This is a genomic window from Bacillus sp. URHA0034 (assembly GCF_056280405.1).
Window position 1 is genome coordinate 331662 of the sequence record NZ_JBWCDK010000002.1, and the last position, 13081, is coordinate 344742.

The 13081-nt window shown below is 43.1% G+C and carries 12 protein-coding genes, 2 pseudogenes and 1 riboswitch; of the genes and pseudogenes, 2 read left to right on the forward strand and 12 right to left on the reverse strand.

Going from position 1 to position 13081, the window contains the following annotated elements; all coding sequences use genetic code 11:
* Positions 1-4: 4 nt before the first annotated feature.
* From thiE to ACZ9EE_RS03980, 9 genes and pseudogenes are all read right to left on the reverse strand, one after another.
* The gene (gene thiE, locus ACZ9EE_RS03940; protein WP_476025379.1) at positions 5-655 is read right to left on the reverse strand and encodes a thiamine phosphate synthase; all 651 of its coding nucleotides are present in this window, start codon (positions 653-655) and stop codon (positions 5-7) included.
* The gene (gene thiD, locus ACZ9EE_RS03945) at positions 652-1461 is read right to left on the reverse strand and encodes a bifunctional hydroxymethylpyrimidine kinase/phosphomethylpyrimidine kinase (RefSeq protein WP_476025380.1); all 810 of its coding nucleotides are present in this window, start codon (positions 1459-1461) and stop codon (positions 652-654) included. Before thiD ends, thiE begins: the two co-directional genes overlap by 4 nt.
* 14 nt (positions 1462-1475) lie before the next feature.
* A complete protein-coding gene (thiM, locus tag ACZ9EE_RS03950) occupies positions 1476-2282 on the reverse strand; it encodes a hydroxyethylthiazole kinase (protein ID WP_476025381.1) in 807 nt (268 codons plus the stop codon).
* Between the two features lie 83 nt (positions 2283-2365).
* A riboswitch (TPP riboswitch) is annotated at positions 2366-2476 on the reverse strand.
* A gap of 68 nt (positions 2477-2544) precedes the next feature.
* On the reverse strand, positions 2545-2784 hold the full coding sequence (locus ACZ9EE_RS03955; RefSeq protein ID WP_476025382.1) for a glutaredoxin family protein: 240 nt from the start codon (positions 2782-2784) through the stop codon (positions 2545-2547).
* Complete coding sequence (locus tag ACZ9EE_RS03960) at positions 2777-3286, reverse strand: metallophosphoesterase family protein (protein ID WP_476025384.1); 510 nt, start codon at positions 3284-3286, stop codon at positions 2777-2779. The genes ACZ9EE_RS03955 and ACZ9EE_RS03960 overlap by 8 nt, the downstream gene beginning before the upstream one ends.
* Before the next feature lie 300 nt (positions 3287-3586).
* Positions 3587-4623: pseudogene (locus tag ACZ9EE_RS03965) on the reverse strand (agmatinase family protein).
* The gene (gene hutI / locus ACZ9EE_RS03970; RefSeq protein WP_476025385.1) at positions 4601-5893 is read right to left on the reverse strand and encodes an imidazolonepropionase; all 1293 of its coding nucleotides are present in this window, start codon (positions 5891-5893) and stop codon (positions 4601-4603) included. The pseudogene ACZ9EE_RS03965 and the gene hutI overlap by 23 nt, the downstream one beginning before the upstream one ends.
* A gap of 30 nt (positions 5894-5923) precedes the next feature.
* The gene (gene hutU / locus ACZ9EE_RS03975) at positions 5924-7597 is read right to left on the reverse strand and encodes a urocanate hydratase (RefSeq protein ID WP_476025386.1); all 1674 of its coding nucleotides are present in this window, start codon (positions 7595-7597) and stop codon (positions 5924-5926) included.
* Between the two features lie 227 nt (positions 7598-7824).
* Entirely contained in the window at positions 7825-8220 is a 396-nt protein-coding gene (locus ACZ9EE_RS03980; protein WP_476025387.1) for a hypothetical protein, read from the reverse strand.
* Positions 8221-8485: 265 nt separating this feature from the next.
* Here ACZ9EE_RS03980 and ACZ9EE_RS03985 point away from each other — a divergent pair.
* Positions 8486-9820 (forward strand): annotated as a pseudogene (locus tag ACZ9EE_RS03985) (APC family permease).
* Between the two features lie 166 nt (positions 9821-9986).
* Here the strand turns inward: ACZ9EE_RS03985 and ACZ9EE_RS03990 are convergent.
* Positions 9987-10568, reverse strand: a complete 582-nt coding sequence (locus tag ACZ9EE_RS03990; RefSeq protein ID WP_476032846.1) for a TerD family protein — start codon at positions 10566-10568, stop codon at positions 9987-9989.
* A 256-nt stretch (positions 10569-10824) separates the two neighbouring features.
* Here ACZ9EE_RS03990 and ACZ9EE_RS03995 point away from each other — a divergent pair, with 256 nt between their 5' ends.
* Complete coding sequence (locus tag ACZ9EE_RS03995) at positions 10825-11199, forward strand: nucleotide excision repair endonuclease (RefSeq protein WP_476025388.1); 375 nt, start codon at positions 10825-10827, stop codon at positions 11197-11199.
* A 50-nt stretch (positions 11200-11249) separates the two neighbouring features.
* Here the strand turns inward: ACZ9EE_RS03995 and ACZ9EE_RS04000 are convergent, their stop codons facing one another.
* Positions 11250-12278, reverse strand: a complete 1029-nt coding sequence (locus tag ACZ9EE_RS04000; RefSeq protein ID WP_476025389.1) for an ATP-grasp domain-containing protein — start codon at positions 12276-12278, stop codon at positions 11250-11252.
* Positions 12279-12413: 135 nt separating this feature from the next.
* Entirely contained in the window at positions 12414-12908 is a 495-nt protein-coding gene (locus ACZ9EE_RS04005; RefSeq protein WP_476025390.1) for a flavodoxin domain-containing protein, read from the reverse strand.
* Positions 12909-13081: the final 173 nt, after the last annotated feature.

Here is a 13081-nt window from a genome sequence, read left to right on the forward strand (position 1 = left end):
GTTATCAGCCCTCCGTTATTTGAACATTATTTATTAACGCCTCGGCTGCTTCGTATGGGGAGTCTGCATGACTGATCGCTGTGATGACCGAAACTCCATCAGCCCCCGAATTGATGACCTCCGCTGCATTTTCACTGGTGATGCCTCCGATTCCAACGATTGGGATGGTGCAGCCTTGTTCTCGTAAGATCTCGATTAATTCCGTCCCTCTTACCGGCTTAGCGTCATCTTTTGTGCTTGTAGGGAAGATCGGGCCGATTCCGAAATAATCTGCACCATCCTTGAGAGCCGTCTCGGCTTCTTCTTGGGTATGGACGGAAACTCCGAGGATTTTGTTGTCGCCTATTCTCGCACGGACGACTTTTACTGGCTCATCCTCTTGTCCGATATGGACACCGTCCGCATTCAGTTCAATCGCTAACTCAATGTCATCATTGACAATGAAGGGGATTTGATTTTCTTTACAGATGCTCTGCAATTGTCTTGCCAGTTCGTATTTTTCCGTTCCTGTTAATGCATTCTTCCCCTTTTCACGAAATTGAAAAAGGGTAACGCCCCCAGCGATTGCTTCTTTTAATACGTCTGCTGGATCTTTGCGGCAGTTAGGACTGCCCATGATAAAATAAACCTTTAAAGCCTCTCTCAGGTTTTTCATCGATTGTATAGCTCCCTTCTCTTCCGAAACGCCCCATGGTTCGTCGGGCCATGCCCATGACCGATATCGATGCCGTCCTCAATGGCCGCCTGAATAAACTCCTTTGCTGTTAACACAGCATCATATACAGATGCCCCTTTTGCCAGTTCCGCCGTTAACGCTGCGGAAAAGGTACACCCGGTTCCGTGTGTATTTTTCGTCGGAATTCGTTTATTGGTAAAAGTGTAAAATTCGCTGCCATCATAAAGTAAATCGGTGGACGCTGACTCATCTTCATCATGGCCGCCTTTGATCACAACCGTTTGAACTCCTAGTTCGCACAACTTCAAAGCAGCTTCCTTCTTATCATCTGCGCTTTTAATCGTCATACCAGTTAGTACCTCTGCCTCTGGAATATTCGGGGTAATCACTTTGGCAAGCGGCAACAAATAAGTCTTCATGGCAAAAATCGCTTCCTGCTGCAATAAAGAAGCACCGCCTTTGGCAATCATTACAGGATCGACCACAAGGTTCTCCCATTGATATTTCCGTACTTGCTCAGAAACAGCTTCAATAATATCCGAGCTAAACAGCATCCCCGTTTTCACAGCATTCGTGCCGATATCTTCGCCGATTGCCTTAATCTGTTGGACTACCGCTTCTGGCGACATCGGATAAACGCCATGGACTCCTAACGTATTTTGCGCGGTCACCGCTGTGATGGCCGACATACCAAAAACCGCTAATTCTTGGAATGTCTTCAAATCCGCTTGAATTCCAGCTCCGCCGCCGCTATCTGAACCAGCGATTGTTAATGCTCTTTTCATGCTACAAACCTCCGCTATAATTTTTTAATCGAAACATTAGAAATAATATCTTCTTCCGAAACAAGTGCTAATTGATTTAAAAATTCAATTTGGAAACTTCCAGGTCCCGCTTCCGCAGTTTTGTTTGCCGCCTTTTCCGCAGCAATCCCGTAATAGGCTAAAGCCGCTGCCGCTGCCCACAGTACATCTTTTTCCACTCCCGTAAAGGCACCAATTACTGAGGTTAATAGACAGCCCGTACCCGTTACTTTTGTTAAAATCGGATGGCCCCCGGAAACAATATAAGTTGTTTCACCGTCTGAAACGATATCCTCTTTACCAGTGATCACCACAACACTGCCCGTTGTTTGCGCAGCCTTGATCGCAAGCTCGACGGTGTTTCCGTTTCCTGCTCCTGCATCAACACCTTTGATTTCCCATTTTTCGCCGATCACATTCGATACCTCGGCTGCATTTCCGCGCACCACTGAAACCTTGACTTCATTCATTATTTTGTGGGCAGTCTCGGTTCGGTATGGTGTAGCCCCTGCACCAACCGGGTCGAAAATAACCGGAACCCCGTGCTCATTCGCTGATTTCCCAGCCATAATCATACTGTCAACGTTTTCGGCATTTAACGTACCAATATTCAACACTAGTGAACTAGCAATCTTAGCCATATCAGCAACTTCTTCCTTGGCATAGGCCATGACTGGAGATGCACCAAGGGCAAGCAAACCGTTCGCAGTAAAATTTGTCACAACCACATTGGTGATATTATGTACAAGCGGGCTAACCTCTCTTACTCTATTTAATGTTTCATACACATAGCTTTTTTCCAACTTACTCTCCCCTTTTCATTTTTAACATAAAAAAACCAGCTCCAATAAATGGACCCGGTTAGTTTTGAATGCGAAACAAAAACTATCTCACTCGACTACTTTCCTACGCTGGTATTACCCAGATCAGGTCCAAAGGGTTAAAAACTACAATGTTTTCTCTCAGCCTGATTCACAGGGCACCCCTAGTAGATCTTCTATTATTCAATTACTCACTCATATTAACGCTTATATTCTTCAATGTAAAGGAATTGTTTCTACTAGACTAACTCTTGGCTAATTCGATGATCTCCTTTAGCTCATTGGTAAATCCCTTGACGGCTCGTTGATTGAGCACGGTGACTGGGACCCCCAGGAAGCCGTATTTTTCCACTTCTTTTTGGAAAGCAGGATTTTTCGAAATGTCCCTCGCTTCAAAAGGAATCCCTTCTTCCGTGAGGACCCGTTTGACCATCGTACATTCAATACAATCGTTGGTTGTATAGACGATAACTGTTTTACTCATTTGTTTCTCCTTTATTCGAAAAAAAGATATGCTCTGCTTCTATCGTATCACCAATCTCAAAAATGCCAAAGGAAAACAGCTTCTGCCGACGTTTATCAGTGGGGGAGCCAGGGTTAAAAAGCAGTATGCCATTTTCCACTTTTTTCACAGGGATATGAGAATGGCCAAAAATAATACAATCGACTTCATTCTCGGCAAACACTTGGATCGCACGCTTTTCGGTCGTTTTCCCTTTGCCATGACCATGGGTAATACCTATCTTAAACCCGCCCAACTCTAAAATTCTTTTTTCGGGGAAATGTTCCTTGATGGTATCATCGTCGACATTGCCGAAGACCCCTTCGACTTTTGCATAGGTTTGAAGCTCATGAAACACATCGATTGTTTGCCAATCGCCTGCATGAATAATTAAATCCGTATCAGCTAATTCCGCAGTTAATCTGTCCGGAAGTCCTTTGGTACGTTTAGGTAGATGGGTATCGGAAATAATGACAATTTTCATCGTTCATCCCTCGTTCAGCATAGTGTACAGTAAATCTATTATATAACAACGGCCCCGTATGTTGAATTCTAGTGATTACTGCGTTTTATTCCTCGGGAAAGCGCAGAAACAGACATTTCTCGCGCAAGTCTGTCGGAAAACAAACTGTTATAGTATATCATGTCAAAAGTCAAAAACCTTGAGTGAAATTCAACCTTATCGTACCACGACAAGTGGAGCAAAATTTTAAAAGAATGGCCAACCACTCCCCGTCTCAGAAGGAACGGAAAATTAGGTTGGTCATTCTTTTTTATTCATTAGTTAGTTATTTGGCTTGTTTATATCATTTACGGTGCCTGTCACCTTTCGTAACATTATCCCTGTAAGAAAGGTTAAAAAGACGTGGGTGCCGAGTTTTACGGTTGGCTGGACGAAGGTGTCTCTTAGTGGGTCGAGACAGACGATATCGATGGCTTTGACTCTTGGATGCATGGCAGCGGTGAGTACGGCATCAAGGAGCTCTGCCGTTGTCATCCCTCCAGGCGTTCCGGCCGGAACACCTGGGGCATAGGCGATATCGAGGACATCCATGTCGACAGTTAAATAGATCATATCCACTTTTTTCGCCAGTGCAGCCAAGCTTTCACTCACCGTTTCTTCGATCCCCCTTTTGCGCGCCTTGCGAAGGGTAATATAATTTACCCCTTTTTCATCTGCATACTCCTTTAAATCTTTCGTATTAAAAAACCCGTGTAAGCCAATGTTGTACAGGTTAGAACCTTCCACCACACCACTTTCGATCAAGTTTCGCATTGGTGTTCCATTTGACGGCCCATTATCGGCTAGACTCCTTAAATCAAAATGGGTATCAAATTGCAAAATCCCGATTTTCTCGCGTGGTTTGGCCCAATGTAATCCTTTCACCATCATCGCCGTGATCGAGTGGTCACCGCCGACTGCCGCCACGGTCGATGTGGTAAAATTCCGATGGATCGTAGCTGATGCCTCTACAATATTGTCATGACAGCGGCGAATGTCGGTTACATGCATAGGAACATCCCCTGCATCCAGCGCTGTTATTTCAGCTAAATCGAGGGCTTCATCGACGTTATAGGTAGTGAATCCCTTCCATGCCAGCCGAAATGCATCGGGAAATTCCGAGGCACCGGAGGGACTAATCGATGATCGAGAGAGCGGTACACCTACTACACAATATCAATGTTCCTAGTATCTTCAGGATTAGAATCCGTGGTTAGCGGCCGGATCCATTCATGGACTTTGGTTATTTCGGCGTTTTCTCCATTATTTACCCAAATAAAGCTTGGCGGATTTAATTTAGGATAGAGAAAGCTCTTCAACCAATCGACCTCCCTTTACCACGACCTTGCCCTTTTTGATTACAGTATCGGTATGATTTATTCCATATGAATATTGGAGTTTCATATAATTTCCCACGTTAAAAATCGTTACATCGCCCTTTTTACCAACTTCTAAACTGCCAATTTCGTGTCCGCGCCCAATTGCATGTGCAGCATTGATCGTTGCTGCAGCGATCACCTCCGCCGGTGTCAGCCCCATTTTTAAACAGGCTAGATTCATAATAAAGGGCAAAGATACGGTTGGCGAAGAACCAGGGTTACAATCTGTCGACAGTGCTACAGGTACTCCAAGATCGATTATCTTTCGGCCATTGGCTGATTCCGCCATTAAAAAATAGGCGGTCCCTGGCAGCAAGACCCCGACCACGCCTCTGTCGGCCATTGCTTTTAGCCCTTTTTCCGATGCCTTTAATAAATGGTCGGCTGATATGGCGCTTACTTCAGCAGCCAGCTCTGCTCCTTCATAAGGTTCAATCTCATCAGCATGAATTTTCGGGAGTAGCCCAAAACGCTTCCCGGCTTCAAGAATCGTTCGTGCTTGCTTAGGGGTAAATACCCCCTGTTCACAGAAAACATCATTAAACTCCGCTAAACTGTGTTCGGCCACCTTCGGAATCATTTCTTCCACCAGCAGTGTCACAAATTGATCGGGATTGTCCTTGTACTCTTTCGGTACCGCATGGGCTCCCATAAACGTCGACACTACGTCAATTGGATGCTGCTCATTCAGTTGTTTTGCCACTTCCAGCTGCTTCTGTTCTGTTTTCCATTCCATCCCATAGCCGCTCTTTGCTTCAACCGTTGTTACGCCATGAAGCAGGAATTGATTTAACCGCTCAAAGCTTTCTTGAAAAAGTTCCGCATGGGTGGCGTGCTTTGTCCGTCTAGTAGTAGCATGGATGCCCCCGCCGGCATTCATAATTTCTATATACGTGGCACCATTGAGCCGCATGTTAAATTCATTTTCCCTGCTGCCGGCAAAAACTAAGTGGGTGTGCGGGTCGACGAGGCCCGGTGTGACAAGCTTACCTGCCGCATCAACCACTTCTGCCTGATCGATTCGCGCAGCATATTTTTCAAAAAGCTCCTCGTCTTGGCCTACCGCTTGAATGATTCCATCCTCAATCCACACACTGCCGTTTTCAATGATGCCAAGATTAGACATTGCTTCATTTACAAGGGGAGCCTGTGAACTCCCTGTTAAGGTTACCAGCTGTGAGGCCTTCCTGATAAAAATTGCTTTGCTCATCTATTCACCATCTCTCATTTGTTAGTTGTCCTAGTCGAGCATCGGCATGTTAATGCCCTTTTCCTTTGCCGTTTTGATGGCTAATTCATAACCGGCATCGGCATGACGGACGACACCCATTCCAGGGTCGGTGGTTAAAACCCGTTGCAGCCGAACCGCTGCCTCCTTTGTCCCATCTGCGACAATCACCATTCCGGCATGCTGTGAATAGCCCATTCCTACTCCGCCGCCATGGTGAACCGAAACCCAGCTTGCGCCGCCAACTGCATTGATCATGGCATTTAAAATGGGCCAGTCGGACACTGCGTCACTGCCATCCTTCATGTTCTCTGTTTCGCGGTTTGGCGAGGCGACCGAACCTGCGTCTAAATGATCACGGCCAATCACGATCGGGGCCGAAACTTCTCCGGACGCAACCATATCATTAATGAGCTTTCCAAATTTGGCACGATCCCCGTAGCCTAGCCAGCAAATACGAGCCGGCAGACCTTGGAAGTTGATTTTCTCCCTAGCCATCTTGATCCATTTGCATAAATGCTCATCTTCTTTAAATTCGCGTAAGAGGGCTTCATCAATTTTTCGAATATCTTCGGGATTGCCAGACAAGGCAGCCCAGCGGAAAGGTCCTTTCCCTTCGCAGAAAAGCGGACGAATATACGCAGGCACGAACCCTGGGAAATCAAAGGCATTTTCGACCCCTTCGTCTTTGGCCATCTGGCGGATGTTATTACCATAATCGAACGTAACGGCGCCCTTTTCCTGCATTTTCAACATCGCTTTTACATGTGTTGCCATACTTTGCTTAGCTAGCCGTACATATTTGGCAGGTTCCGCACTTCGTAACGCTGCTGCCGTTTCTGGTGTTAAGCCGGCAGGGATATAGCCGTTTAATGGATCATGTGCTGAAGTTTGGTCGGTTAACACGTCAGGAGTGAAGCCTTTTTCGTTCATCAATGGCAAAATTTCTGAAGCATTTCCGAGTAACCCAATCGATAATGCTTTCCCGGCAGATTTGGCTTCACGTGCCAATCCTATTGCCTCATCAAGGTCTTTAGATTTTATGTTTAGGTAAGCGGTTTCGATTCGCCGGTCAATTCTTGATTCATCGACATCGATTGCCAGACAGACCCCCTCGTTCATCGTTACCGCGAGCGGCTGCGCGCCTCCCATACCGCCAAGTCCCGCCGTTAGGGTAATCGTATGTTTTAATGAACCGCCAAATGACTGCCGTGCTAATTCCGCGAAAGTTTCATAGGTTCCTTGGACGATTCCTTGGCTGCCGATATAAATCCAGCTTCCGGCAGTCATCTGGCCGTACATCATTAATCCTTTTTGATCAAGCTCGTGAAAATGCTCCCAGGTGGCCCATGCAGGCACCAGATTGGAATTGGCCAATAAAACACGCGGTGCATCGGGGTGGGATTTCCAAACGGCTACAGGTTTACCAGATTGAATGAGCAATGTCTCATCATTCTCTAATTCTAATAGGGTTTTCACGATCGCATCATAGGATTTCCAGTTCCGGGCCGCCTTGCCAATCCCTCCGTAAACCACCAAATCCTCAGGCCGCTCCGCTACCTCAGGATTAAGATTGTTCATCAACATCCTTACGGCAGCTTCTTGAATCCATCCCTTTGCATGTAACTCCGTTCCCGTATAGTTCTGAATCACCCGATGTTTATCCGTATTCGCATTCGTCTCCATCACTTTCACTCCCTTTTCATATCCATCTATCTTCATTATAAAAATAAAATATTCTGAAAAATACGGATAAATTTCAACAATTTCCTTAGAAATAGTGCCTGACACCAAACGTGGACACTGTCCATACCCTGTGCACACTTGACCGCAGACCCGGAAAGCCCACGATCATAAATAAAAAAAGGATAAATGCCCGCCGCAAAATGATCGGGGATTTATCCTTTACTGTTTTAGATTTTACGTTCCGGCCTGGTGAAAAGAATAGCAAATCCCATTCCAATGATAACGGCAAGAAAATGAACTGTCCCTGTTGATATCGAAAGGAATTTGATCGTACTTCCATAGCTTTCATTCGTTAATTTCAATAAAATTTCCTGAAAGATTGGTTTATATAGAAGTAAATAAGAGATTAGCACTAATAAAAGGGACGACCAATTCCTCCCTAGCAGATACCTTGTTAAAACAAAATACAGAATAGCTAATAGAATCGCCAATCCAAATACAAATGTATTTATGTACCGAAGGGCACGGTCTGGCTGGTCTAGAAAGGCTAAAACAACCAAGTAAATAATCCAACATAATGTTATTAATATTGCAAAAATTTGTGTCTTAAGCAAATACTTCATCTAACCATCACCTCTGACTGCTGTTTCACTAACCTATTTACCATAACATATTTTAGCATGGTATGACTAATAGCTTAGCCTATTTGAGTTGTTTATTTCATCACCTTTAATGTTCCATTTTTATAAATCCCCTTTCTTCAACGCAATCTACTGAATCATTTCTTTATATAATAATTTAAATATTTCAAAAAAATAAATTGAAATATTTTCATGTTATAATTCTGTGTATATCTTAAAAATACAGTTGTTTACTGGAGGCGGACATATGGGGAAAGAAGCACAATTACAGAAAAATATTGGTTTCTTCGTCGCAACATCATTAGTCGTTGGAACCGTTATTGGTTCCGGGATATTTATGAAGCCAGGGATCGTTATTTCAGAGACGGGTAATTCTACTTATGCCCTATGGGCCTGAATCATTGGCGGAATTATTACTTTAGCAAGTGGTTTAACGATTGCGGAAGTGAGTGTTAAAATCCCAAAAACCGGTGGTTTATATGCCTACATAGAAGAAGTATACGGAAAGTTTTGGGGTTTCTTATGCGGATGGGTCCAAACCCTTATATACGGCCCTGCAATAATGGGCGCACTTGGTCTGTATTTTGGCTCACTTGTTGCTTCCTTATTTGGTTTTTCACCGGGAAGTAACACGATTATTGGAATCATCACCATTCTTTTCTTAGGATTTATGAATCTATTAGGAACGCGCTACGGCGGATTCATCCAAAACATTTCTACTGTAGGCAAATTGATTCCGATTATCTTAATAGCAGCATTTGGGATCTTCCAGGGTCATGTCCAAATTCTGCATATGGATAGCGGAGTCTCCCAATCGTTTAATATGGGGGCTGCCGTTTTAGCCACTTTATGGGCTTATGATGGTTTTATGAACGTGGGCTATATGGCAGGAGAAATGAAAAATCCTAGTAAGACTCTCCCGCGTGCGATTATTTCAGGGATTGTCATTGTCATTGTTGCTTATTTAACCGTTAATATTGCCATGCTCCATGTACTTCCAGCTAGTAAAATTGTTGAGCTTGGCCCAAATGCCGCCAGTACGGCTGCCACTATTTTATTTGGAAAAATGGGCGGAAATCTGTTAACGATTGGTATTCTCGTCTCTATTTTTGGCTGTTTGAACGGAAAAGTTTTAACATTTCCAAGGATACCTTATGCAATGGCAGCGGATGGATATTTACCAGCATCAAAGTCTATGTCCTATATACATCCAAAAACCAAAACACCAGTTGGGGCAACTATTTGGCAGCTCGTTATTGCGATCTTAATGATGATCTTAACAAATCCTGACCGCCTTTCAGATATTGCCATTTTTTCTGTCTTTACGTTTTATTCCTTTTCCTTTGCAGCTGTATTTAAGCTACGTAAACAAGGGCTCAACCAGAACTTATATAAAGTGCCATTATTTCCAATCACACCAATTGTAGCCATCATCGGCGGCCTTTATATCATTGGTAACACCTTAATCACCAAACCATTAGACGCGGTCCTATCAATAGCAGTAACGCTAATCGGTATTCCAGTCTACCTAAAACTAAACGCCAACAAACAAAAACATGACCAAACCAAACAAGTAAGCTAGCAAATGGTGCCTGTCACCATTACTACTACTTTGAACTGACTATCTATATTTAAACAGAGAAAAAGGACAAGAAGAAACGATATTCTTCTTGTCCTTTTTGTTTGATTTTGTTTTTTCTTTTCGTTAGTCACATGACTGTGATACTAAACACTGTTTACAACCTGGTTTATCCGACGTTGAGGCCAAAGTCGGTAGCGATCCGAGCAAGGCCGCCCTGGTATCCGGAACCGACGGCTGAGAATTTCCATTCCCCGTTGTGGCGGTATAGTTCGCCAACGATGATCGCCGTTTCGATGGAGAAATCCTCTCCTAAATCATAACGAATAATTTCTTGATTGGTTTCTTCATTAATCACTCGGCAGAACGCATTCGAAACCTGTCCAAAATTTTGACCTCTTGCTTCCGCATCATGAATCGTAATTACAAACGAAATACGTTCCACCTGAGCCGGAACCGCCGCTAAATCTACTTTTACCTGCTCATCGTCGCCGTCTCCTGCACCGGTACGATTATCACCTGTATGTACAACGGAGCCGTTGCCGCCTTCAAGCTGATTATAGAATACAAAATCCTTTTCAGAAGCACACTTACCGTTGGCATTTAGGAGGAAGATACTGCAATCCAAATCGAAATCGTTCCCGCCATCATAACGGTTGGTATCCCAGCCAAGCCCCACAATAACCTTCGATAAACCAGGATTCGTCTTTGTTAAATCGACCTTTTGACCTTTAGATAATGAAATTGCCATACTAACACCCTTTCCACTATTATTCAATAGGATGATCGGAACCATTTAAAAAGTTCCAATACCTTCCTTTATTCTACAAAAATTAAATTCGTTTTACTACTTTTAACACATAAACGATCACAACAAAAACTTCACGTTTTAAATTGAGAAAAATGGTTAAATTAAGAAAGTCCAACCTAAAATGGCAGGATATGCTATAATGGACTCTTGGCTAAACTTTTAGCCGCTTATATTTAAGCAGGGAGCGAATCATTTTATGATAAAAATTGAAATACCAAATCCAGATGTCGTTATTACAAAAAGCAGACAAGTCGGCGAAAAAGTCGAAGCACCTTTAAGCAGTGTTTATGGTTTTACTGATTATAATAAAATCCCGCGGGACAAAGGTGGCATCATCCTATTTTTTGACGCCAATGACGACTTGCTTTTTGTAGGAAAAGCTAGAAAGCTGCGCCCTCGGATTAAACGCCACTTTGAGGATACCGTTTCACCAATTAAAGCGCATCGCGATGATGTATATAAGATTGCCGTATTGGTGGTCGAAGAACCAATGGATCGTGAAATTTACGAAACCTACATCATTAATACCCTACATGCTAAATACAATATCGAAAAAGTTTTCTATAAATGATGAAGAAAGAGCAGGTTATTCATTTCTGATGAAGATACCTGCTCTTTGTTTTAACTTATATCACCATATTTTAAAATCATTTCTTTTTCAATATGACTTGCTCTGATACCAAATCGAGGCTTTATTGGGCCGATTTCCTCCCCTAATAAAACCTTAATGGCCATGTAGGGAATGTTGATTCCGGAAAGGCAGCTGAAATGAAGCCCGCCGCTCATACGCGGATTGATCTCCAGCAGCTTTGGTACACCTTTACTGTATTTCACCTGGATATTAAATACAAATGGTAATCGGTACTCTTGGTGAAACTTGTGAGCTAAATCAATCAGCTCGACACTTTCTACCAGTTCCCGTATACGTCCATCCCCCTTCATCCTTGGGATAGCCGCATACAATTGGTCCTGTGAGGCAAGGCAATCAATACTATATTCCCTGCCTTCTAAATACTCCAACAACATTAAATCAGGAAACGACTCTTGCTGACCAAGGACCTCACAGGCATGATCGTAGGAGATTCGATAGCCGCCGCCACTATGGAAAAGATGATGGATCGACTCCCTTTCTTCCTTGATTACCCTAAAACCCATTGCTCCTTCTCCAATCGCTGGTTTAAAGCAAACCGTGTGCCCCTTCTCTTTAAGCGATATATATGCCTTCTTAAAATCATCAAGGTTATTCACGACCTCATAGTCCGGGATCGAAAAAATCGGCACCCCGTTTGATAAGGTTTGATAAGCAGCAGCCTTATTATCCATGGTTTCCATAAGAGCTGCATCAGGACAAACCAAGACCTTTACCCCTAACTTTGCAAATTCCGGCAAGCGCTTCGAAATGAGCACATTTTCTTTGCGGGGAATAAAAATATCTATTCCATGCGTTTGACAAAAATCAAGACAGAACTCTATATACTCATCCCCGGCAACGTCCGGTTCGACAAAGGCATAATCACAGTTTTGTAAATAAAGGGCATCTTTATTAGGGCTTGTTCCATAAATCGTAAATTTCCGATGATCCTCATTGTCGCGAATCATATCCATATAATGCGAAACAGTGGTGAACCATCGATTAAACCAAATTTTCATTGTGAACCTCTCTTACATTAAAATTGACTTTTCCATTATGGACAAAGAGGTAAGATTTTATAATCACTTTTGCAAAAAAACGCTCCCGCAAATGGCAAGAACGTTTCAACCAAGATTCCCTGGACACCTGATACCCTAAACTTTCATCTTCAAATGATTAAACCTTGAAGCAAATTCCATGATAGCGTCCATATCTAACTTTGATTGATCAGCTGTTATCCCATCCACCTTTTTCACGACTTGTCTCTCAAAAAAGTTCATTTCCGAAACAAGAAATTCACCGCCAAACAGGCCTAAAGCAACCGAATTCTTCCGCAAGTCCTGTGGATAAGCATTGTTAAATTGCTCAACAGCCATTTCACCCTCACGCATGCAAACCAGAAATAGACCAAGTTCCTTTTGCAATAGTTCATTATGGTGGGTTTGAATAAACTTTTTGATTCGCCGTTGAATCATGCCGGCATGAATCGAACCGCCTATGATAACGGCATCATAAACATTTAAGTCAATAATGGTTTTATCCCTTTTTAAATCTACCGATACCACTTCACCTGCAAGTTGTTCGCTTAATATTCCTACCACTTTTTCTGTAGTCCCATGGGACGAGCAATAAACAATTAAACTTTTCATGCTATTAGCCCTCCTTTTTATTAAGGCTCTTTTCTTAAAATTTGTTGCTTTAGGACCTAACTTTAGGACCATTTCAAGTTTCAAGGCAATTTTCGCAAATGTTCTTACGAAAAGATGCCACCGAAGCATGGAGTTATACAGGTTGATGAACTTTTACGAAAAACAACAATTTA

Coding starts and splice junctions, on each gene's coding strand:
- thiE (WP_476025379.1), bottom strand. CDS start 655: ATGAAAAACCTGAGAGAGGCTTTAAAGGTTTATTTTATCATGGGCAGT.
- thiD (WP_476025380.1), bottom strand. CDS start 1,461: ATGAAAAGAGCATTAACAATCGCTGGTTCAGATAGCGGCGGCGGAGCT.
- ACZ9EE_RS03955 (WP_476025382.1), bottom strand. CDS start 2,784: ATGAGTAAAACAGTTATCGTCTATACAACCAACGATTGTATTGAATGT.
- ACZ9EE_RS03960 (WP_476025384.1), bottom strand. CDS start 3,286: ATGAAAATTGTCATTATTTCCGATACCCATCTACCTAAACGTACCAAA.
- hutI (WP_476025385.1), bottom strand. CDS start 5,893: ATGAGCAAAGCAATTTTTATCAGGAAGGCCTCACAGCTGGTAACCTTA.
- hutU (WP_476025386.1), bottom strand. CDS start 7,597: ATGGAGACGAATGCGAATACGGATAAACATCGGGTGATTCAGAACTAT.
- ACZ9EE_RS03980 (WP_476025387.1), bottom strand. CDS start 8,220: ATGAAGTATTTGCTTAAGACACAAATTTTTGCAATATTAATAACATTA.
- ACZ9EE_RS03990 (WP_476032846.1), bottom strand. CDS start 10,568: ATGGCAATTTCATTATCTAAAGGTCAAAAGGTCGATTTAACAAAGACG.
- ACZ9EE_RS03995 (WP_476025388.1), top strand. CDS start 10,825: ATGATAAAAATTGAAATACCAAATCCAGATGTCGTTATTACAAAAAGC.
- ACZ9EE_RS04000 (WP_476025389.1), bottom strand. CDS start 12,278: ATGAAAATTTGGTTTAATCGATGGTTCACCACTGTTTCGCATTATATG.
- ACZ9EE_RS04005 (WP_476025390.1), bottom strand. CDS start 12,908: ATGAAAAGTTTAATTGTTTATTGCTCGTCCCATGGGACTACAGAAAAA.